Genomic DNA, 23,400 nt, shown 5'->3' with positions numbered 1-23,400 from the left:
TCAAATTAGTATCTTTGAGCCATTGAATACAGCGGTATCAAGATTACGAACCACCTTAATGTGTTGTGATTTGCTTTCAAATTAGTATCTTTGAGCCATTGAATACAGCGCATTGATGCATAGATAAATATAGGTATTAGTTGTGATTTGCTTTCAAATTAGTATCTTTGAGCCATTGAATACAGCCAGATGCGACAAAAGCAACAATAACACTCAGTTGTGATTTGCTTTCAAATTAGTATCTTTGAGCCATTGAATACAGCAGAAACATCCACGCGGAGCAATAAAGGGTAGTTGTGATTTGCTTTCAAATTAGTATCTTTGAGCCATTGAATACAGCAAATTATGGCAGTTGTAAGAACCTTAGGTGTTGTGATTTGCTTTCAAATTAGTATCTTTGAGCCATTGAATACAGCGTTAAATAGTATAATAATTATAACGTATCCTATATCTTCATTTTTTTTCGCTCTTTTTTTAATTTTCAATAAAATGAATTTCTACCTAAAACAAATGCTACTTTATACAAACCTTCTTTTTGAACTGTTGCAAATTTTGCAACAGTTGAATCTATCTGTAGTTCACCACAATCAAATATATTTTTAATATGAAGCGATATTGTTGACTTATTACGTTGAAATAGCTCTGCCACCTGATCTAGCAACCATACTATATCATTATATACAGTCACTTCTATTTTAGAAACTCCATCTATTGTTTGATATAAAAGTATCTCACCTTTCTTGTTTTCTTCCATTGAATATAAGCTTACTATTTAGATCATTTCAAAATTAAGAACTAACACTATTCAGATTTACCTAATTTGACAATATTTCCCAACCTATCAACTTTAACAGGAATACAAATCTCCTTAATCATCTCATTGGAGATTGCCCTTTCCATTTTATTAAGAGGTGAAAATTCGTATTTATCAACAATTATATTAGCTATATTATGCTTTATAAAAAAACATTGACTTCCAGAAGAAGAGACCATTTTATAAATCCTACTTTTATCTATCGGTTGAGTAATATGACCATTCACGATATCTTCAGAAGTAGGAAGATAAACTAAATCATTAGGTGATAAGACAAAAGAGGGGACATTTCCTTTCTCATCTTCTGGAGCTGTAGATAATCCTCTTTTCTGTCTTTCAATAGCAATATTCAAAGGTATTGTTGCATAATTTCTTTTACGTACAATAGAATTCGTTTTTTCATCCGGATATTCAGTTTCATACACAGCAAAGAATAAATTTGTCCCTTTTGCTGCTTCCACAAATTTAGAAGATTTGTTGCCTCGCTGTCCTACCTCAAACTTATCAGCCTTTTCATAAACGCGAACTTTAGCTATGGGATGATGACCTTTACCTTTATTCAGTTGAATAATATTGCGATTCATTTCGTCAATGCCATCTGGTGAAAAAGCTCGCTCCGGATCATTTTCTTTTAATTCTAAATGACGAAGTAATATTTGCTGGATTCCAGTATCTGTGATGCAACTTTCTATTTTCTTTTTATCAAAACTTGCATCCAAAGGTTTGCGAGTTGCAAAATACCGGTCCTTAGTTTCTTTTGTAAAATAGTATATATTCATCTTAGACAAAGATATATCACTCCATATATCTTTATGCTCCTCAAAGTATTTTTTTATTTTCTTTATATCAAAATTCTGTTGAAGTAAAGATAACAATTGTCTTTTTAAGTCCTTTTCCACAATAAACTGTGGATTCTTAAGCGCCTCATTTAAAGATACCGATTTCACTTTACGCAAATTCACCTCTCCAAATACAGTGTCTTTATGCATTGTTTTACGAATAGCCCAACTATCACCTTTTACTTGTTTTACTAGAACTTTCTTTCCGTTCTCGTAATGCCAATAATAATTACTCGTTTTATTTATAACACGTAGATTTTGTTTAAAACTAACAATTATATTTTCCAATGCAACATATACATCCTGTGTAAATGTATCCCATGGCTTTTTAACCCTCCATTGATAATTTCCTTTATCATCTGTCCTCACCTTATCACATAGAATAGCTTGTAAGTCATGACGGCTTATCTTAGCCTTTCTACTTGCAGATTCATTATTCAAATAATTAACAATATTACGATTAGCACATGCAATCACAATAGCATCCATCGCATGATGTCGATGATCTATTCTTTTTTTATTAAATCCTTTTTGTAATTCAAGCGGCATCGCAGGAATCTCATTACCAGCAGCATTTTTCGCTGTAAAATTAGTCGAATTTGTCAACTCATTCAAACGCAGGAAACGAGGTAACACTATTTTATTCCAAACATCATTTATTCCCCAATCTTTCTTTAAGCGATCAGTTACACCTCCTGTACAAACAATAACATTCTTCGAAACAGCTTCCTGCTCCGCCTTTTCACGAACAACATTGGATAATAATGTCTTAACAACTTTACTAATATAACGACTGTCGTTCAATTGACGTTCTATAAATTGCTCCGGTATTTCATCCATCAATAGTTTTTTCATTTTCCCACGATTTCGCGAATAATTATCCTTCACAAATTGTTCATATACACTAACTGAAAATATTTCTACTATCTTACCAAATCCCAATTCTACTTTTTCCCCATGATGTTTCTTTATAAACTCATAACCCAACGCATTGTCTTTAAGTTTATTTACCTCCGCTTCACAAATTACCTTATTACTAAAAGAATCGTCGAAATATCGCGATTGTGGAATAACGTGCTCAATCTCGTAAGCTGATGTAAACAATTTACTGAGAGGAATCATTTCACCAGTATAAGGCGAACGATATTTTTGCTCAAGCCATAGTTTATAGCGAAGAATTTCACTTGTTGTAGGACGCTTCTTTGCATCATTCTCATTGAACTTTTTCAATATTCCCGCTATATCGCCAGGTACTTCCGCTACACTGTTTAATACTCCATCCTCATAAATACGTAAAATATCCTGCTGGCTCAACGAATAAGGGCGTACATTTTCTATCTCAAACTCAGGATTCACAAACTCTGTAAGCAAAGCTTTCACTCGTAAATTTGCATTCTCATTTTCGATTATCTGTGATGTAATTCTCTTTCTTTTATCAGCAGGGTTCTTCATTTCACGGCCTAATTCCACGTGAATTTCGTCAATACAACCTACCTGTTTCCAGATGTCACGCACAGTACGCAATGTTTCTGTGATCACCTGCTCTACTATCGGATTTCTTAGTGAATGCTGTTTAAAATTCCGTATATATTCATCTATTTCTTCTGGAGATTTCCATTCAGTTATTTCTCTAGTTTCCGAATGACGGTCGTATACAACATAGCATGCCAACCAATCCGGTAATGCACGGAAATGCCTGATATCATTCAATCGGATAGTTTTCTCCCTTACTCTATCTCTAATTTTCTCATCATATTCACCCGTTACAATCTTATCTATGCGCTCTCTTGTATTCACATCAATAGCATCTTCACTCCAATATTTTCCCATTCGCATTAAAGAAAGTAATTTCTTTATCGCTTTAGCAGAATAAGAACCATACTCTTTTTTAAAAGGAGGAATATTGCTAAATACCTTCACAAAAGAATCACTTAAATGATACTTGGAAGCAAAGGTTCTTAAAGCTTTCGTAATTTCTTGTCTGTCTTCTACAGAATACAAAATATGCCATAGCGCTTCTTCCATTTCCTTAGTTAGAATATCTTCTGAAATACCTGCTTTTGCAAAATAAGTCAAAATCATTGCATGTGTTTCATTACAAGGATATGATTTATCTTCCACATAATTCCACCGATAATTATCTATATCTCCCTTTAGACCAAACGGACGATATTTCAAAAATTCTTTTTGATCTATAATCTTCTTCTTATTCAGCCATTCAAAAAGAGCCACATAATCATTCTCACATGTTAAAAATTTATCAGTAACATCTACATCTGTGACTAATTTCTGAACAGAAGTTGATTGTGAAGAAAATAAATCTAACTGTTTATCAACAACTTCAACAACACTTTCTCTTTGATAAATTCTAATACTAGATATAAATTTCCATAAACGAAACTCTTGAAACAACGGATGTGATTTAGCAATACATTTAATAGGTGAATATTTTATCTCTCCCGTCTCCTTATCTATATATATATTTCTTTCATATGGACAGTTATCAATTAAAGACTTTTTACTCTTAAGTGGACGCTGATAGAATAATATATCATTCATAAACAAATAAACAAAGTCTCGGTCAGTAATCGCGTTCCGATGGGTATCATTATTAGAATACAATTCGTTCAAGCACTCAATATATAAATCCTTATCCTGCAATTCCGAATGAAATTCAGTTTGTTTTTCCAATATTTGCTTAAGTTCTGCTTTATAGTATTTCCGTTCAATTGTACGCACTAATTTTCCACGTACTTTCTGCGTCGGATTTTGCAAAATCGAATCATATATATAAGTACCAACTGTTTTATTAGATTCATCCAAATCTTTTTGGGTTTTCATCTTTATAAGTTTCCACTCGGATTCCCATTCTGCGTCTGTTGGAATTTTAAATCGACACGACAAGCTCCCAGATTCCTCATATTTATCATTCCCATCTTTATCAATATCTACAGTAACGATAATATTTTTTTCTTGCCCTATCCAGTCTGGAATTTCTTTTTTAAAGATTTTACCTTTATCTCCATTTTGTAGCTCAACAATAAGTATTCTTTGCCCTTTATAAGTCTGATTAGTATCAATTATATTTTTAATAATTTGCTTATCAAAGTACTGCCGTGTCTTGGCAGTTTTCATAGATTCATCGTCATCTTCACCACGTAATTGATAGTATCCACGCTTTTGATTAAAGTTTAAAAGAATCCAAGCTAATTCTTCTTTAGATATTTTCTTTTCTAATGCCTTTTTACGAAGATAATAAATCACCCAATCATAAGGTACTTTCTTATTATCTGCGACTAATTCGGGCTGATTTTTCCTAAAGTCTTCCAGCATTTCATTAAATGATTCTATAAAAATAAACTCTAATTCTCCTTCTAGATTTTTACGCCAAGCTATTTTAGGTTCCATATCAGCTGAAAAGTTACCATATCGATCTATGTCTTGCGCATAATGAAAGGGTAAGAAGCCTAACAAATTCAGAATTCTATGTAATCTTGCTCGACGAAGCAAATATCGTTCTCGTAAATGACGCATTCCACGAATTCTTGTTCGCTCTGCCGTTTGAGAAATTGAATTACCTCTATCAAAATCACCTAATATAGCTGCATCCATCGGAATAATTCTACTGCCAGCTGCTTCTATATATTTTAAAGAGTTATCATCTGCAGCATTTAACACAGCCCAACCTATACTATTGGTTCCCAAATCTAATCCTAATATTTTTTTCATCGTATTATTATTTTTCCCAAAGCTACTATTTTTTTTGTATAAAACTATTGGTTTTCTAAATATATTTAGTTAGTTTTGCAAAACTAATTTGAAGCAAATCGCAATAAGGATTATTCCGTTGTGAAAACATTTAGGGCGGGGAAACTCGTCCTTTTTTATCGTTAATAATGAAAAACTTCGCAGCTATCGACTTTGAAACAGCCAACGATAAACGCACCAGTGTATGTAGTGTAGGAATTGTTATTGTAAGGAATGGAAAAATTATAAACAAAATCTATCGACTGATCCGTCCCCGCCCCAATTACTATACTCAATGGACCACAGCTGTTCATGGACTGACTTACAGTGATACAGAAGAAGCGGAAGACTTTCCGGAAGTATGGGCTGAAATTAAGCCGCTCATAGACGGTTTGCCACTTGTTGCCCACAACAGTCCTTTTGATGAAGGCTGCCTCAAAGCAGTTCATGAGTTATACGAGATGACTTATCCCAATTATAAGTTTTACTGTACCTGCCGTACTTCACGAAAAGTATTTGGGAAAGAACTTCCCAATCATCAGTTGCACACGGTAGCAGCACGGTGCGGATATGATTTGACCAATCACCACCACGCTTTGGCTGATGCCGAAGCGTGTGCACAGATAGCGCTTCTTATCATTCCCGAACCGAAAAAGGTTAAAGTTGACCTGCACACCGGAAGCCTGTTTTAATCTATAAATGATATCAGGTAAACAAAATAAAAGACACTACAGCCCTTATTACAATCAATAACAGCCGCAGTGCCTTTATAATACAGTGCTAATTATAAATCCTGATTAAAGTATAGACTTGGCTATACCCATTTCCAAACCACGAAGTTCTGCCAGTCCACGAAGACGACCTAAGCAGGAATATCCCGGATTCGTTTTCTTCTTCAAATCGTCGATCATCTGATGGCCATGGTCAGGACGCATAGCAATAGAACATTTACGACGTTGTTGCAGAAGAATCAAACTCTTCATCACATTGTACATATCCACATTTCCTTCCAGATGGTTTGCTTCGTAGAAGTTGCCTTCTTCGTCACGCTGCGTGCTACGTAAGTGTACAAAATTCACACGGTCGCCAAAACGCTCCATCATACCTGCAAGGTCATTGTCAGCACGGACACCGAAAGAACCGGTACATAAGCAGAGGCCGTTAGACTCGTTAGGAACGGCTTCAATCAGTTTCCTAAAGTCTTCTTCCGTACTCAAGATACGCGGTAAGCCTAAGATTGTATAAGGAGGATCGTCCGGATGGATCACCAGCTTCACCCCTACTTCATCAGCTACAGGAGCTATCTCTTTCAAGAAGAAAATCAGATTCGCACGAAGTTTCTCTGCATCAATATCGTTATAGCGATCTAGTGCTTCCTGAAACTGTGCTACAGTGAAACTTTCTTCTGATCCCGGAAGTCCGGCAATCATATTACGAACCAACAAATTCTTATCGTCTTCACTCATTTGTTCGAAACGAGCTTTTGCTTTAGCTATCTCTTCCGGAGTATAGTCTTTTTCCGCATTCGGACGTTTCAGGATGAAAAGATCGAAAGCAACGAAAGCCGCTTTTTCAAAACGAAGAGCTTTAGAGCCATCAGGCATTGTATAGGCAAGGTCTGTACGGGTCCAGTCCAATACAGGCATAAAGTTGTAAGTAACTACCATTACACCACATTTAGCCAGATTGCGGATACTTTCCTTATAATTTTCGATATATCTCATGAAATCACCGGTCTGTGTTTTAATATGTTCGTGTACAGGTACACTTTCTACCACCGACCAAGTCAATCCCACTTCTTCAATCATTTGCTTACGCTTCATGATTTCTTCTACTGTCCACACTTCGCCATTCGGAATATGATGAAGAGCGTTTACTATACCGGTAGCGCCTGCCTGTTTGATATCCCACAAGCTTACAGGGTCATTCGGACCATACCAGCGCCAAGTTTGTTCACATAAATACATAATGATAAGTATTAAGAAGTATTAAGTATTAGATAGAAAATGCATCGAAACCGCCATCGATAACAGCTACTGTGCCTGTTACGAAGTTAGAAGCATCACTGATCAGGTAATGGATAGTTCCATAAAGATCTTCCGGTTCGCCGAAACGGTTAAATGGAGTATGAGCCAGAATTGTCTTAGAACGGTCGGTCAGAGAGCCATCCGGATTCGTCAATAAAGTACGGTTCTGGTCAGTCAGGAAGAATCCCGGAGCAATGGCATTTACGCGCAGACCATTTCCGAATTTCAAAGCCAGTTCACCGGCCATATATTTAGTAAAGTTAGCGATAGCAGCTTTTGCAGCACCGTAACCCACTACACGGGTCAACGGACGAAGAGCTGATTCTGAACAGAAGTTTACGATAGAACCTTTCTTTTGCTCTACCATGATTTCGGCAAATACCATTGTGGGCAATACTGTACCAAACAGGTTCAAGTCTACCACCTTTTTAAAGGCATCGATCTGTAAGTCAAAGAAAGTTTTGTCCGGAGCGATGGTTGCACCTGCCATATTACCTCCGGCGGCGTTCAGCAATACATCGATACGTCCATAGGCTTTCATTATTTCCACTTTATTGCCTTCCAGCACTTCTTTGTCCATCACGTCAGTGTACAGGAACATCGCTTCATTACCTTCTGCCTTGATACTTTCTACCAATGCTTTACCAGCCTCTTCGCTTCTATCGAGCACAACAACTTTCGCGCCTTCTTTTGCAAGATATGCAGCAATACCTTTACCCAAGATTCCGGCTCCACCGGTGATAACAACGACTTTGTCTTTTACGTTAAATAATTCGTTCATGGTTCTTTTTTTATTTATATGGTTTATAATTTATTGTTCAGATAATATTTCAGATTCTCTTTCAAAAGAATATCAATCGGCATCAGGTTCACTTTTTCAGGATTCTGCTTAAATAACAGATGATTGCACAATGACTTGATGCCATCATATCCTTGTCGTTCGGGGCGTTGTGCTACTAATGCGGTAATGACGCCTTCGGAAAGCAGTTGTGTGTTCCTTTCGATCAGGTCGTAGCCAACCAGCTTAACAGACTTCATCCCCCGTGCCTTCAGATAATTTCCCAAGATATAACAGGTTGAATTGAAAATAATACCACCTTTTATAGAAGAGTTAGCTTCAAAAAGCTCGTCAAGTTTAATGAAGTTATATACAGAATCATTGATTTTCAACTCTACTTCGTGTAACTTCCCACCAAATCCTATTTCTTTCAGATAATGACAGAAACCTTCACGCCTGTTTTTTCCTTGATTGGAGTCATTCTTTCCGCTATGGATAATTCGTGCCATCAGAATGTCAGAAGAGGAAGAGAGTCTGTCCGTCAATAATCTGGCCGCAATCACTCCGGCATCATAAGATTCCGTTCCAAAATATGCAAGCTGATGTTGCCCCTTAATATTAGAGTCAACATACACATAGGGGATCTCATTATTATCGAGCTCCTGAGAAAGACGAATTACAGAATCGGCAAACAGCGTAGCAATCAATACTCCATCCACTTTTCCGTCCAGCAGATTACGGACAGTATCATCAAAAGCTTTATTATTATATTGATCGAAGAAAAGCTTGGTTACAATTATATTATACGACTCCATTTCCGAAGCCGCTTTATCAATTCCTTCGGAAATAGCCTCCCAATATTCACCGTGAGTGAACGAGGGAATGATAGCAACAAAATGGTATTGTTTTTTAGATGCCAACGAACGTGCCATCAAGTTCGGCTGATAATGAACCATTTCCAGAATGGCCTGCACTTTCTTCTTGTTTTCTTCCGATACCCGTCCACGATTATGAATTACCCTGTCTACTGTACCGACAGAGACTCCCGCCATCTTGGCGATGTCCACAATACGAATATTTGAGAATTCTTTATCCATTTACTGATAAGTATCTTGTTTTTCAACGACAAAAGTAAAATGAATTATTGAATTAAACAAAAGTGTGTGCGCACACACATCATAACAAACTATTAATATAATACTATAAATCAACGATTTAAAGCAATACCACAAAGTGCACACATGTTGTTAAACATAAGATATTAAGCAGAAAAGCTATAAAACATCTATTAGAAAAGTAATAAGTATCATGCAAGAAGAGCTTTTTATCTGCAGAAAGAATGGAAAAGAGGTATATGAGAAGCAAAATGTGTACGGGCACACATCACTCTTAATAAGTGAAAAAGGCCTTTAATAATAGGAAGAACAGAACAAATCGAAAGTGGTAACCAGTTCTATTAAAATCGATTACCACTTTCAAGGGCTATTATTTTTCCCATTTGTCTTTTGCCTTTCCAACTACCTTGTCAGCTTCTTCAGCTACTTTATCTGCAACTTTAGCTCCTGTTTCAACAGCTTTCAGGCCCAGATTCATTGCTTTTCTTTCTGCTTCAGCTGCTGCTATTTCAGCGTCACGACCGATACGGTGAATAGCGTTATAAATATCACTTTCCAACTGTTTAGCTTTAGCTGTACGTGAAAGACGATAAGCTACTGCACCAAGAATTGAACCAATTCCAAGTCCAATCCAGAAATTTCCATGTCTACATTCCATAATTAAGTTCTGTTTTTAGATTAAAAATAAATTATATAAAATTATTATTTAGATTTCGAGAATAAAGAAGCAATCCATAACACCAGAATAGCCCCCACAGTAGAAGTAATCAAACTCCCGATCAATCCCGAAGCTGCCAGTCCGAAAAGGGCAAATACCCAACCACCCAGCACTCCTCCGAGAATACCAAGTAACAAATTTATAATAAGGCCAAAACCTCCGCCGCGCATTATTTTACCTGCGAGGAACCCAGCCACAATACCAATAATAATATACCAAATAAAGCCCATTTTATCCTCCTTTTTTTATTTAACAACAGTAGGTGTAGAGAATAGTTCGGTAGGGCAAAAATGAATTAACTACAATTTACAATCCTTAGTTTTAAGACTTTATTCAAAGGAACTTTTACGACCGAAGCTCCCCTTCTATCCAGACAGGAACTTGTTTCTTAGATCGTTCTCTTTTCTATAAAGGGGCTTTCATACGTTATTCCGTTGAACAGTATCTTCGATTCTTTTTTTATACTTATTCTTTTTCGTTCTACCTAGGTGGAACTAAAAGATAACCCACGTAGAACGAAACAAGAATAACATAGCGAGACAGTAATTGATTAAAGGCAGGAGGTTATTTATGGCATAACACAGATATGAACAGTTATAAGGTTGCTAAAGAAATAATCTGAGCAACAGTCCGGCTAATATTATTCTTAGCGGCTTCCGGTTTCATCGCTACTTCCAAAGACATAGGCGAAGGAACAATGGAAAAGATACCTCGAAAACCGGCCTTATTCAAAACTTCCGTATCTGCTATGCTACCTGCTACAACAATGACCGGTATGCCTTGTTTGTTCGCTTCTTCTAATATTCCGAACGGAACTTTTCCCATCACAGATTGGCGGTCTACCCTTCCCTCTCCGGTTATTATCAAATCGGCATCTTTTATTTTCTCATCAAACTTCAATGTCCGGAGCAATAATTCGATTCCCGGCTTCAACTCCGCATTCAGAAAAGCCAGAAATGCTCCTCCCAAACCACCGGCGGCTCCCGCTCCGGCAACCTCTGTGATTTCTCTTCCGGTAGTTGAATGAATCAATCGGGAAAACCTCTTCATACCTGCATCCAGTTTTTCAATCATAGCACCGTCAGCTCCTTTTTGGCGGGCAAAAACGTATGCGGCACCTTCCGGACCACTAAAGGGATTTCGCACATCACATGCTATCGTAAAACGGGCATCTTTCAATGCCGGATGGACAGAAGAAAAATCAATAGCGACAATCTGATCCAAGATTTGACCTCCCTTCCCCAAAATTTCTCCATTCTGATCGTAAAAACGGAAACCTAATGCCTGTAACATACCCAGTCCGGCATCGTTTGTCGCACTCCCTCCGATACCAATTATAAATTCCCGGTATCCATGTTCAATCGCGTGCAATATCAATTCACCGGTTCCATAAGTAGTAGTCAGCATCGGATTCCGTTCCGTTGCCGATAATAATGGCAGCCCGTTCACTGCAGCCATTTCGATAAAGGCAATACGTTTATCGCCCGAAACTCCATAAGCTGTTTCTATCGGACGCATCAAAGGATCACCGGCAATTACCTTTTGATATGCACCTTCGGTTGCTTCCACCAAAACATCGAGCATCCCTTCACCTCCGTCGGCTATCGGAAAACAAACGACCTCACAGTCCGGACAAACTTGTTTTACGCCTTCTTCGGCAGCCTTTTCCGCCTCTGTGGAGGAAAGACAACCTTTGAAAGAATCCATCGCTACTACCACTTTCTTCATATCGTACAGAATTAATCGTAGCAAATATATTGAGAAACGGGAAGTTTACGTACCTTTGCAGGCAATTTTTTCAGGAACACTTCAATAGAAATAGGTATTATGGTACAGAATCAAGAACAGCCTGTAGGGAAAATTACGTTCTCTATCTTAATTGCATTAAGTCTTTCACACTGCCTCAACGACCTTTTGCAGTCTGTAGTTTCGGCAGCTTACCCATTGTTCAAGGATGATTTGGGATTAAGCTTCGCGCAAATCGGACTGATCACATTAGTTTATCAACTTTCCGCATCTGTTTTTCAGCCGATTACCGGAATTATCTTTGACAAGTATCCCATTGCATGGTCTTTGCCTATCGGAATGAGCTTTACAATGGTCGGACTTACCAGTCTGGCATTCTCCGACAATCTTCCCTGGATATTATTATCCGTATTTTTAATTGGTATCGGTTCTTCCGTACTGCATCCGGAAGCGTCCCGAATCACTTTCCTCGCTTCGGGTGGAAAACGTGGACTCGCACAATCCTTGTTTCAGGTTGGCGGTAATTTCGGAGGTTCATTAGGCCCATTATTGGTAGCCTTACTGGTAGCTCCTTATGGCAGAGACCATCTTTTCATTTTCTCATTTGTCGCTTTAGCGGCTATTGGGGTGATGTATCCGATATGCAAATGGTACAAATCTTATCTAAACCGGATGAAAGCGCAAATAGTAAGTCTCAGAAAGCCAGTGCATCTCCCACTGCCTATGGATAAGACGGCTATCACTATCGGTATATTATTAATATTGATTTTCTCTAAATATATCTATATGGCAAGTCTTACCAGCTATTATACTTTCTATCTGATTCATAAATTTAATGTAACCGTACAAGAATCGCAGCTATATTTATTTATTTTCTTAGTTGCCACTGCCATCGGAACATTGATCGGCGGTCCGATAGGCGACCGCGTCGGACGGAAATATGTTATCTGGGCTTCCATTCTGGGAGCAGCACCTTTCGCTTTACTTATGCCTCATGCTAATCTTACTTGGACCATTGTGCTTAGCTTCTGTGTAGGGTTAATGCTTTCCTCCGCCTTTCCTGCCATACTGCTCTATGCGCAAGAACTGCTGCCCACCAAATTAGGATTAGTATCAGGGCTTTTCTTCGGATTCGCCTTCGGAGTTGCAGGTGTCGCTTCTGCCGTTCTTGGCAACTTGGCTGATAAAACCAGTATTGAATATGTATATAATGTCTGTGCATATATGCCGCTGCTGGGATTAGTCACTTTCTTTTTACCTAATTTGAAAAAGCAAAAAGCAGCATAAAAACAGCCGGTATGCGTCATCACGACGTATACCGGCTCACAAGTTAAGGTCAAAGTCAAAAAATTAAGAGAGCTATTTATTATAAGTTAGGGTTTGCATTCATTTCCTTCTCAGGGATCGCATACAGGTAATAGCTACTGTTTTCACTAAACGCTTTGCCATTCGGGAAGCTGAGGAACCAATGTCCCAATGGATTTCTCTTTGCAAAGCTACCTCCCTCCTGCCAGCAGTCTACTTCCGTTTTCTGCACTTCTTCGGATAAGGCCGTACGTTCTACCGTTTTCTGGGTACGGAGAATATCAGTGATACCAAAGCCTTCTCCCCAAAGTTCACGACGACGCTCCATCAGTATTTCATCAATGACCGCTTCGTTTGTCTTTCCTGTCACATCATAATTTCCTACCCCACGAGCATTGCGTAAAGTATTCAAAGGGATTACAGCCTGATCTAACGCTACACCGTCACGAACTTTCGCTTCCGCTTCTATCAGATACATTTCTGAAGAACGCATCAACACCAGGTCGGCTGTATCATCTGAGCGCATGTGAAACTTTTTATACCCCAGATATCCTTCGCGCATCCATTGGAACAGAGGCAAGCGGATGTCTCCTTCTATAAAAGTATCTTTCAAATGAGGATCTGCCATGAAACTACTATAAGCTCCGACATAAGTCGCATCCAGATAATAGAAGTTGTAACTTGCATCCGACTGGGAAAGTGTTTGAGGAGATCCCCAGATCCATTCCTTGTTGGAAATATTATTAAAGCCTTCATATTCGGCAGTGGTAGTCATCAGTGAGTATCCTTTGCGGGCAGCTTCGGCAGCTTTTGCAGCCTCTCCCCATTGTCCGGTCAATAAGTACGCACGTGCCAAAAGACCGTTGACAACATCTGCATTCGGTTTGAATTTCTGGGCGTCTCCTTTGCGGACATAGCCTTCCAAATACTCTTGTGCAAGATTCAAATCATCAAAAATACGCTGATAAACTTGTGCTACCGTTGATTTTCCTTTTGGCTCGGTAGTGCTCGTAGTCGGTTCTGTATAAATAGGTACACAAAGGGCATCCTTATCTTTCAGATAGGTAAACTGATAATGCTGTACCAGATGTAAATAACAAAAAGCACGCAAAGCCAATGCCTGCCCCTGTGCCTGTCGAAGTTCCTCGGAGTCCCCTTTAATGGAAATCGCAGTATTACAATTATCTATTGTTTTATATATCAGATACCAGGCAAATGAAGTTCTTCCGTCAGATGGAATCGCTATGTCATTGAACTGATACGAAGAATTGAAACCATATTTCGGACGGGAAACCACATCGCTTGCCATCATATCATCCTGACATTGAAGTGCCCGATAGCCAATATTGGCATAAGTTGTTCCGTACTCGAACAGGTTATACCAAGCTCCGTTGAAGAGACGTTCCGCGTTTCCGGCTACTGCCACCTGATCGGAGCTTACTGCATCCGTGGGCTCTGTATCCAGAAAGCTACTGCTACAACTTGTCGCCAATAGTAATCCGGCAACAGCAGTCAGCATAGATTGTATTTTTATCTTTTTCATATATATATCGTGTAATTTTAGAAAGATAGATTAATACCTCCGGAAATGGTTCGCATAGCCGGATAACGATAATAAGTGATGCCTGTAATTCCCTGTTCCGGGTCAAGTCCCTGATTCCTGTGAACAGTGAAAAGATTATCACCTTGTACAAACACCTGCACGCTGCTTAATGCCAATTTACTGATCAACTGTTTCGGCAAATTGTAAGAAAGAGTCAGATTTTTCAGTCGCATATACGAGTTGTTCTGCAAGAAACGGGTGGAAGCAGAGTTCCAGTTATTGGAAGTAGTACTCAAAGCCGGCACATCCGTATAACGGTTTTCCGGTGTCCATCTTCTCAGTATCTCTGTCGACCAGTCACGACCTTCCAGACTACCGTTGTGCAAAATCATCGTAATATCACGGTTGTAGATATATCCGCCAATGCTATAAGCAAAGATTGCGGAAAGATCGAATCCTTTCCATGAAAGCGAAGTGTTAAAACCACCATATACTTTGGGAAGGGAAGATTTGTTGACGTAATAATAATTTGCCGAAGCATAATCACTTGTAGTAACACGTTTCCCTGTCGGGTTATCATTGGCGTCTACCTCGTCCATATACCACAACGGATTTCCATTGTCGGGGTCTACACCTGCCCACTCTTTCATGTAGAAGTCATAAACAGACCGTCCCACCTGTAGTTTATTCACGCCACTTTGCGGCATATCTTTCAATGGAAGTTCCGTTACCTTATTCTTATAATGTGTCAGGTTCATACCTAGTTTCCATACCCATCCATTCTGGTTAATTATTGTCCCGTTCAACACCATTTCAATACCTGTATTTTTCAGTGCACCTACATTCTCATCAATAGAACCATATCCTAAGGAAGGAGCTATCGGACGGGAATAAAGCAAGTCTTTCGAACGACGTGTAAAGAAGTCGAACGAACCGGAAAAACGGTTATTAAACAGCGAAAAGTCAACTCCAACATTAAAGTTCAGGTTCGTCTCCCATTTCAGGTTGGGAGTAGCCATACGGTCGGAAACCAAAGCATTCTCTCCCAAATTGGAAACAATCGTATAAAGTCCCTTGCTTGCATAATAGGTTCCCAGATTATCATTTCCCTGTGCACCATAACTCATTTTCAAAGTTAAGGCAGATAGCCAGTCGGAAGTACTTGCCATAAACTCTTCACGGTCAATACGCCAGGAAGTTCCCAAAGACCAGAAGTTACCCCAGCGAGTCTCCGGTGCAAAACGGGAAGAACCGTCACGGCGATACGATGCGGAGAAGAAGTATTTATCCTGATAATCATATAACAATTGGGTCAGATAACCCACCAAAGCATAATCGATACGATAGCCTGAGCCACCTGTCAATTGTGAGCCGACTACCAGTTCGGGCATGTCAGGCTGAGCCATTTTGGTGCGCGAAGCAGTCAGTTCATCATAACGGTAAGAATAAGCCTCCATTCCGGCCAGCACATTGAAGTGATGATCGCCGATGGTTTTATCATACGATGCGATATTATTCCATGTCCAAGAGAAAGTACGCGAGTTCAAACGACTGGAACCACCTCCGTTTTCCAAAGCCGGACCTATTTTGGGATTGGTATAATCCAGCGTGTTATAGTTGATCAAGTCGAAATTGAAACTTGTCTTAAACTTCAGTCCTTCGATGATCGTAGCTTCAAGATAAGTACGACCGGAAAATTCATCTTTCATTCGTTCCGATTTATCTAAAGGCAATGTAGCAGGCAAGTTCCAGTTTGCCATAGAACCGGAGGGACGATAAGAACCGAAATCATAGATACGGCTACCATCTTCATTCAGTTTATAGCTGCCATCCGTATTCATTTCATAAATAGGATAAAAGCCGGGCATAGTACGGCCAGCCGTAATTACATTGCTGGTTTTAGAGTCAGAAGACACCGGATAATTCTGCATGGAATGCGCAAAACTCAGGTTAATGCTTCCTTTCAGCCAGGAAGTCATTTCACTCGTCACATTCGAGCGAAGATTAAAACGCTGGTAACCGGATTCCAGTGCGATCCCTTTATCATTCAAATATCCGGCAGAAAAGAAATACTGGTTGGACTTGCCACCACCGGAAACACTCAGGTTCAGTTCCGTGCGGAGTGCTTGCTGTTCCATAGCATCGCTCCAGTCGGAGTTCCATAAAGGGCGGGCACCATCCAGCAATTTTCCATCCGTACCGACAGGCTGCGGATACTGCGTTCCATATGGATTCGGACCGCCGCCCATCAATTTAGTAACCAGATCTTTGGAAGCCTGTGCCGCAGCAGTTTCCGGAGTATAATCCGAACTTTTAGCATACTGGTTCCGGAGTGCTTCCCAATAAAGTTCAAAATATTGATTGGTACTTACCCGGTCATAATCACGTACTGCACGATTGGAACCTCCTAAAGAGGCTTTTACTTTGACTGTCGCCTTTGAGTCCTGTTCCCCTTGTTTCGTCGTAATGATAATAACCCCATTGGCACCACGAGAACCGTATAAGGCGGCAGATGCAGCATCTTTCAATACAGTCATCGAAGAAATATCATCCGGATTGATAGAGTTTACACTACCATCAAACGGAACACCGTCTACAACATATAACGGTGCACTGGAAGCATTAATAGAACCGATACCACGAATACGAATTTCCGCATCCGTACCCGGCTGACCGCTGGCAGCACTAGCCTGTACCCCGGATACCGTGCCTTCGAGCACACGTGATACGCTGGAAGTCTGCAACTTCTCTATTTCTCCGGCTTTCATTGTCGAAGCAGCTCCGGTAAAACTATATTTCTTGGCAGTGACATAAGCAACTACCATCACTTCGTCCAGCTCTTTGCTCTCCGATTCTAAAGTAACATTGATTACATTGCGGTTATTCACCGATTGTTCCACCGTCCGCATTCCTACAAAGCGGAAAACGATAGTCCCATTGGCGGGAGCTTCAATTGAATAGTTTCCATCAATATCTGTAATGGTGCCGGAAGAGGCGCCTTTCACTTGTACGGAAACACCGGGTAAAGGCTCTCCTTCAGAAGTCACAGTACCCGTCACGCGTTTCTCTTGTTGTGCTTCTGCATACACTATATTGCCGGCAGAAAGCAATAGAAACGCCACTAATAAACGTAAATAGATTCTCATAATTTTGTGGCTTAGGATTTATTTGCTTGTTCTAACTAACAGAATACATATCTCATTTGTTTAGGAAACGAAACATTTTTTTAGACGATTATTAGTATAAATCAACGAAAGGTAGTACATTCGTGAAACGAACAGTATCAATCATAGCAACGAAAAATCACAGGATGAAACAAATTGTTCTATCTCTTTTTCTGTTTCTGTCACTCTCCTTACAGGCTCAAACTGAAGGGAGAGATACCCTAATGAACGATAGTCTGCAAGCTGATTCTGTGGTGCCGGCCCAACCGAGCGCTTTCAAAAGAGCCATTAAGAAATTCATGAATTTCAGTGACTTCGACACACTTTACATCAGTCCCAACCGGTATAACTACGCATTAATGACGACACATTTCAGCAACTTTGAATATTATTCTGTTACCAGCAATCTGCCACAACCACAAAAGCTGAGTTTCTCCCCCAATCCACATAACAAAATAGGATTGTACTTTGGCTGGCGATGGATTTTTCTGGGATGGTCCGTAGACGTGGACGATATTTACCGGAAAACGAACCGGAGGAACAAAGGAACAGAATTTGACTTAAGCTTATACAGTTCCAAACTGGGAGTAGACATTTTCTATCGTCGTACGGGTAATAACTACAAAATTCATAAGATCAACGGTTTCCCGGAAGACATCCCCGCCAATTACTCCGAGAACTTCAACGGAATAAAGGTCGATATCAGAGGACTGAACCTATACTATATCTTTAACAACCGCAAATTCTCCTACCCTGCCGCTTTCAGCCAGTCAACCAATCAACGCCGGAATGCAGGTTCGTTTATCGCAGGTTTTTCCATTTCAAAACACAATCTTGAGTTTGATTATACAGAACTTCCCGATTTCATACTGGAAACAATGAATCCCGGCATGAAAGTCAACAATATAAAATACACCAATGCCAATATCAGTTTTGGCTATGCCTATAACTGGGTATTTGCCCGTAACTGCCTGGCATGCCTGTCTCTCACTCCCGCCATAGCCTATAAAGCTTCCGATGTAGATGCAGAAACCCACGAAGGAAAGACATGGTACGGCAATTTTAATCTCGACTTTCTGATTCGTGCGGGAGTAGTCTATAATAACGGAAAATATTTCGTCGGTACCTCATTTGTCGGCAAAAACTACAATTACCACCGGAATAATTTCTCACTGGATAATGGATTCGGAACGCTTCAGGTATATGTCGGATTCAATCTCAATTTACGCAAGGAATACAGAAAAAAGAAGTAGAAGCAGATACAGCAGAAATCATTAACTTGCTTGCTTATCCAAAGAATCTTTGTACATTTGCCCCGTTCTTTACTTCAAAAACAAGAACCTGATGAAGAAACAACGCCACATACAGACCACACGTTCCCTTCTTTCCCGCTTCCGCTATTGGGGCAGAAAGAACTATGCCGCTTTTGCGAGTATGGGACGTGAATTCCAAATCGGTCACCTGCATACGAATGTGGTAGCTGTGGCTCTTCGCAAGCAGAATGCTGCACAAACTATCCCTTATCATACATTTATGACACTTCAAGAAATCAAAGACCAAGTATTGGCAGGCATTGACATATCGCCCGACCAAGCCGCTTGGCTGGCCAACATGGCCGACAGCGAGGCGCTATATGCCGCCGCGCACGAGATTACCATCGCATGTGCTTCGCACGAATTCGACATGTGTTCCATCATTAACGCCAAGTCCGGCCGGTGTCCGGAGAATTGCAAATGGTGTGCACAATCCTCTCACTACAAGACCCAAGCCAAGATTTACGATCTCCTGCCCGCTGAAGAGTGTCTCCGACAGGCAAAATACAACGAAAGTCAAGACATCAACCGTTTCTCCCTCGTCACCAGCGGACGAAAACCTTCTTCCAAACAGATAACACAACTTTGCGACACAGTCCGCCTCATGCGGAATCATTCGTCAATTCAGCTTTGCGCATCATTGGGATTACTCAACGAAGAAGAACTCCGCTCACTACACGATGCCGGAATCACCCGCTACCACTGTAACCTCGAAACAGCCCCTTCCTTTTTTCCCAAACTCTGCTCCACACATACACAAGAGCAGAAACTGGCAACTCTCGATGCTGCCCGCCGGGTAGGTATGGATATCTGCTGCGGTGGAATTATCGGTATGGGAGAAACGATGGAACAGCGTATCGAATTTGCTTTCACACTGGCAGAACTGAATGTACAGTCTATTCCCATCAACTTGTTAAGTCCGATACCCGGAACCCCATTAGAAGGTGAAAAGCCCTTGAGTGAAGAAGAAATTCTGAGAACTGTTGCCCTGTTCCGCTTTATCAATCCCACCGCTTTCCTGCGTTTCGCCGGAGGTCGTTCACAACTCACTCCCGAAGCCATGCACAAAGCACTATTCATCGGCATCAATTCCGCTATTGTGGGCGATCTGCTGACAACGCTCGGTTCGAAGGTTTCAGATGACAAAAAGATGATTCTGGAAGAAGGATACCATTTCGCGGATTCTCAATTTGATCGTGAACATTTGTGGCATCCTTATACCTCTACGACCGATCCATTACCTGTTTATAAAGTGAAACGGGCAGACGGAGCAACAATTACCCTCGAAGATGGACGGACATTGATTGAAGGAATGTCATCCTGGTGGTGTGCAGTGCACGGATACAACCACCCGACACTGAATCAGGCAGCAAAAGACCAGCTAGATAAGATGTCACATATCATGTTTGGAGGACTGACGCATGATCCGGCCATCGAATTAGGTAAGCTACTATTGCCATTGGTTCCCCCGTCCATGCAAAAGATTTTTTATGCGGATTCCGGTTCGGTAGCAGTAGAGGTTGCCTTAAAAATGGCCGTACAATACTGGTATGCAGCCGGAAAACCTGAAAAAAATAATTTCGTAACCATCCGCTCCGGTTATCACGGTGACACTTGGAATGCAATGTCCGTATGCGATCCCGTAACAGGAATGCACAGCCTTTTCGGTTCATCGCTTCCTGTCCGTTATTTTGTTCCGGCACCCTCTTCCCGATTTGACGGAGAATGGCATCCGGAAGATATCATCCCCTTGCAGGAGACCATAGAGAAACACTCTAAAGAACTAGCGGCACTTATCCTCGAACCTATTGTTCAAGGGGCAGGCGGTATGTGGTTTTATCATCCGCAATATCTGCGTGAAGCGGAAAAACTCTGCAAAGAATATGATATTCTCCTGATATTTGACGAAATAGCAACAGGATTCGGACGTACCGGCAAACTCTTTGCCTGGGAACATGCCGGAGTAGAACCGGATATCATGTGTATAGGAAAAGCACTGACCGGAGGATACATGACGCTGTCTGCTGTACTGGCAAGCAACCGGATAGCAGATACGATCTCCAATCATGCACCGGGAGCTTTTATGCACGGTCCCACTTTTATGGGTAATCCGCTCGCTTGCGCAGTAGCATGCGCTTCCGTCCGGCTCTTGCTCGATTCCTGCTGGGCAGAGAACGTGAAACGAATTGAAACTCAGCTAAAGGAGGAACTGGCTCCTGCCCGCAAGTTAGCGCAAGTAGCGGATGTACGGATATTAGGAGCCATAGGAGTCATCGAAACAAAACGCTCAGTAAACATGGCATATATGCAACGCCGCTTTGTAGAAGAAGGTATCTGGGTACGCCCTTTTGGAAAATTGGTTTATCTGATGCCTCCGTTCATCATTGCTCCGGAGCAGTTAAGTAAACTAACTACCAGAGTGCTCAAGATAGTAAGCGAGATGTAACTTATTTTTTATCATTGTATAAAGTATGATTTTAGACAACATAAATCAAGAACTTCTGATTTTAAAAGAAAAGAAGAATTACCGTTCCCTTCCGCAGTTGACTCATGAGGGAAGAGATGTGATAGTAAACGGACAACGAATGCTGAACCTTTCATCCAATGATTATCTGGGGTTAGCCAATGATTTGTCTTTAAGAGAGGAATTCTTAAAGAACCTCACCCCTGAATCATTTCTGCCCACTTCCTCTTCTTCCCGCCTATTGACAGGCAACTACACTGTCTATGAGGAGCTGGAACAACAATTAAGCACTATGTTCGGAGCAGAAAGCGCCCTCGTATTCAATAGTGGATACCATGCCAATACAGGTATTCTTCCGGCAGTCAGCGATGCCCGGACATTAATACTTGCGGATAAACTTGTACATGCAAGCCTGATAGACGGAATCAGATTATCATCTGCCAAATGTATCCGGTATCGCCATAATGATTTACCCCAGCTCCAACGTCTTCTTGAAGAAAACCACAGTATGTATGAGAAGATCATAATCGTTACCGAAAGTATCTTCAGTATGGACGGAGATGAAGCCGATTTACAAGCATTGGTACGATTGAAACACAATTACTCTAACGTTCTTCTTTATGTAGACGAAGCCCACGCTTTCGGAGCACGAGGCAAAAAAGGCTTAGGATGTGCCGAAGAACAAAATTGCATCAACGACATAGACTTTCTGATAGGAACTTTCGGAAAAGCAGCGGCATCTGCCGGAGCATATATCATCTGCCGACAAATCATCCGGGAGTATCTGATCAATAAGATGCGTACATTTATCTTCACAACAGCACTTCCTCCTATCCAGATTCAATGGACTTCATGGGTACTGAAGCACCTCACCGATTTCCGGAAGAAAAGAGAACATCTGCTGCAAATCAGTCGGCAACTGAAAGAAGCACTGTCCGATAAAGGGTATCAGTGTCCTTCTGTCAGCCACATTGTACCGATGGTGGTCGGAGCAAGCGAAGATACCATAAAGAAAGCAGAAGAATTGCAACGCAAAGGGTTCTACGCTTTGCCTGTACGCCCGCCTACAGTGCCCGAAGGGACTTCCCGTATCCGTTTCTCATTGACAGCGGACATCACAGAAAATGAAATCGACAGACTAATAGAAATAATAAACCAATGAAACAGCATTTTATCATCAATAACAGTCAAAAACAGCTACTATTATTCTTTGCCGGCTGGGGAATGGATGAAACACCATTTCTTCACATCCAGCCTGCAGGATGTGATTGGATGATTTGTTATGACTATCGCTCGTTAGAGTTCGATACTACTTTGATGCAAGCATATTCCGAAATAACTCTGATTGCATGGTCGATGGGAGTTTGGGCTGCCTCGCAGATAATGAAGCAGCATCCTTCCCTGCCTGTTTCCCAAAGTATCGCCATCAACGGAACACTTTATCCCATACATGCAACGAAAGGAATTATGCCATCTGTCTTTGAAGGTACCCTGCAAGGATTGAATGAACAAACGCTACAGAAGTTCCAGCGAAGAATGTGTAACTCTTCCACCGATTACAAAGCTTTTCAAACAATAGCTCCCAAGCGTCCGGTTGAAGAGTTAAAAGAAGAACTTGCTGCCATCCGGCAACAATGCCTGTCATCGGTATCTTCAGACTTCATCTGGCATAAAGCCATCGTAGGGAAAAATGACCGGATTTTCCTTCCGGAGTATCAAGAGACAGCATGGAGAAATAAAGTAGATTCCCTTGTAAATGTCGAAGCCGCTCACTATCAGCAGGAACTTTTTTATGAGGTAATTATGAACATCAAGTAACCATCGATC

Annotated in this window: 15 protein-coding genes, 1 pseudogene and 1 CRISPR repeat array; of the genes and pseudogenes, 6 read left to right on the top strand and 10 right to left on the bottom strand. The window is 40.7% G+C overall.

The window, feature by feature from the left end:
• Window position 1 precedes the first annotated feature (1 nt).
• Window positions 2–416: a CRISPR direct-repeat array (repeat unit 32 nt; unit sequence CAAATTAGTATCTTTGAGCCATTGAATACAGC).
• Between the two features lie 92 nt (window positions 417–508).
• Both HMPREF2794_RS27325 and cas9 read right to left on the bottom strand, forming a co-directional pair.
• Window positions 509–754 (bottom strand): annotated as a pseudogene (locus tag HMPREF2794_RS27325) (death-on-curing protein); the annotation flags it as partial.
• Window positions 755–801: 47 nt separating this feature from the next.
• Entirely contained in the window at window positions 802–5,382 is a 4,581-nt protein-coding gene (gene cas9, locus HMPREF2794_RS27320) for a type II CRISPR RNA-guided endonuclease Cas9 (RefSeq protein ID WP_070753241.1), read from the bottom strand.
• A gap of 167 nt (window positions 5,383–5,549) precedes the next feature.
• On the opposite strand from cas9, the gene HMPREF2794_RS27315 reads away from it, so the two are divergent.
• Window positions 5,550–6,092, top strand: a complete 543-nt coding sequence (locus tag HMPREF2794_RS27315; RefSeq protein ID WP_055268998.1) for a 3'-5' exonuclease — start codon at window positions 5,550–5,552, stop codon at window positions 6,090–6,092.
• A gap of 105 nt (window positions 6,093–6,197) precedes the next feature.
• Here the strand turns inward: HMPREF2794_RS27315 and uxuA are convergent, their stop codons facing one another.
• The 6 genes from uxuA to HMPREF2794_RS27285 form a co-directional block, all read right to left on the bottom strand.
• Window positions 6,198–7,367, bottom strand: a complete 1,170-nt coding sequence (gene uxuA, locus HMPREF2794_RS27310) for a mannonate dehydratase (protein WP_010538691.1) — start codon at window positions 7,365–7,367, stop codon at window positions 6,198–6,200.
• 28 nt (window positions 7,368–7,395) lie between these two features.
• The gene (locus HMPREF2794_RS27305) at window positions 7,396–8,208 is read right to left on the bottom strand and encodes an SDR family oxidoreductase (protein ID WP_055268999.1); all 813 of its coding nucleotides are present in this window, start codon (window positions 8,206–8,208) and stop codon (window positions 7,396–7,398) included.
• 23 nt (window positions 8,209–8,231) lie between these two features.
• Window positions 8,232–9,302: a LacI family DNA-binding transcriptional regulator gene (locus tag HMPREF2794_RS27300; RefSeq protein WP_055269000.1), complete on the bottom strand. Its 1,071-nt coding sequence runs from the start codon at window positions 9,300–9,302 to the stop codon at window positions 8,232–8,234.
• 388 nt (window positions 9,303–9,690) lie between these two features.
• Window positions 9,691–9,978: a YtxH domain-containing protein gene (locus tag HMPREF2794_RS27295; RefSeq protein WP_010538694.1), complete on the bottom strand. Its 288-nt coding sequence runs from the start codon at window positions 9,976–9,978 to the stop codon at window positions 9,691–9,693.
• A 44-nt stretch (window positions 9,979–10,022) separates the two neighbouring features.
• A complete protein-coding gene (locus tag HMPREF2794_RS27290; RefSeq protein WP_010538695.1) occupies window positions 10,023–10,268 on the bottom strand; it encodes a GlsB/YeaQ/YmgE family stress response membrane protein in 246 nt (81 codons plus the stop codon).
• Window positions 10,269–10,632: 364 nt separating this feature from the next.
• The gene (locus HMPREF2794_RS27285) at window positions 10,633–11,766 is read right to left on the bottom strand and encodes a glycerate kinase (RefSeq protein ID WP_055269001.1); all 1,134 of its coding nucleotides are present in this window, start codon (window positions 11,764–11,766) and stop codon (window positions 10,633–10,635) included.
• A 99-nt stretch (window positions 11,767–11,865) separates the two neighbouring features.
• Here HMPREF2794_RS27285 and HMPREF2794_RS27280 point away from each other — a divergent pair, with 99 nt between their 5' ends.
• Entirely contained in the window at window positions 11,866–13,071 is a 1,206-nt protein-coding gene (locus HMPREF2794_RS27280; protein ID WP_055269002.1) for an MFS transporter, read from the top strand.
• A 79-nt stretch (window positions 13,072–13,150) separates the two neighbouring features.
• Here HMPREF2794_RS27280 and HMPREF2794_RS27275 read toward each other — a convergent pair whose 3' ends face one another.
• Both HMPREF2794_RS27275 and HMPREF2794_RS27270 read right to left on the bottom strand, forming a co-directional pair.
• Window positions 13,151–14,632: a RagB/SusD family nutrient uptake outer membrane protein gene (locus tag HMPREF2794_RS27275; protein ID WP_055269003.1), complete on the bottom strand. Its 1,482-nt coding sequence runs from the start codon at window positions 14,630–14,632 to the stop codon at window positions 13,151–13,153.
• A gap of 17 nt (window positions 14,633–14,649) precedes the next feature.
• Entirely contained in the window at window positions 14,650–17,778 is a 3,129-nt protein-coding gene (locus HMPREF2794_RS27270) for a SusC/RagA family TonB-linked outer membrane protein (RefSeq protein WP_070753239.1), read from the bottom strand.
• Window positions 17,779–17,942: 164 nt separating this feature from the next.
• Here HMPREF2794_RS27270 and HMPREF2794_RS27265 point away from each other — a divergent pair, with 164 nt between their 5' ends.
• The 4 genes from HMPREF2794_RS27265 (at window position 17,943) to HMPREF2794_RS27250 (ending at window position 23,391) form a co-directional block, all read left to right on the top strand.
• Window positions 17,943–19,049, top strand: coding sequence for a DUF4421 domain-containing protein (locus HMPREF2794_RS27265; RefSeq protein ID WP_055269005.1), 1,107 nt, complete (start codon window positions 17,943–17,945; stop codon window positions 19,047–19,049).
• Between the two features lie 91 nt (window positions 19,050–19,140).
• Window positions 19,141–21,555 carry an adenosylmethionine--8-amino-7-oxononanoate transaminase gene (gene bioA / locus HMPREF2794_RS27260; protein WP_055269006.1) on the top strand — a complete coding sequence of 805 codons (2,415 nt, stop codon included), beginning with the start codon at window positions 19,141–19,143 and terminating at the stop codon, window positions 21,553–21,555.
• A gap of 25 nt (window positions 21,556–21,580) precedes the next feature.
• Complete coding sequence (locus tag HMPREF2794_RS27255; protein WP_010538702.1) at window positions 21,581–22,735, top strand: 8-amino-7-oxononanoate synthase; 1,155 nt, start codon at window positions 21,581–21,583, stop codon at window positions 22,733–22,735.
• Window positions 22,732–23,391, top strand: coding sequence for a DUF452 family protein (locus tag HMPREF2794_RS27250; RefSeq protein ID WP_010538703.1), 660 nt, complete (start codon window positions 22,732–22,734; stop codon window positions 23,389–23,391). The genes HMPREF2794_RS27255 and HMPREF2794_RS27250 overlap by 4 nt, the downstream gene beginning before the upstream one ends.
• Window positions 23,392–23,400 lie beyond the last annotated feature (9 nt).

It is taken from the genome of Bacteroides sp. HMSC067B03 (assembly GCF_001811315.1).
Lineage (GTDB): Bacteria > Bacteroidota > Bacteroidia > Bacteroidales > Bacteroidaceae > Bacteroides > Bacteroides faecis.
The sequence above is the reverse complement of the archived record's forward strand: the minus strand, read 5'-3'. Positions and strand labels throughout refer to the sequence as shown.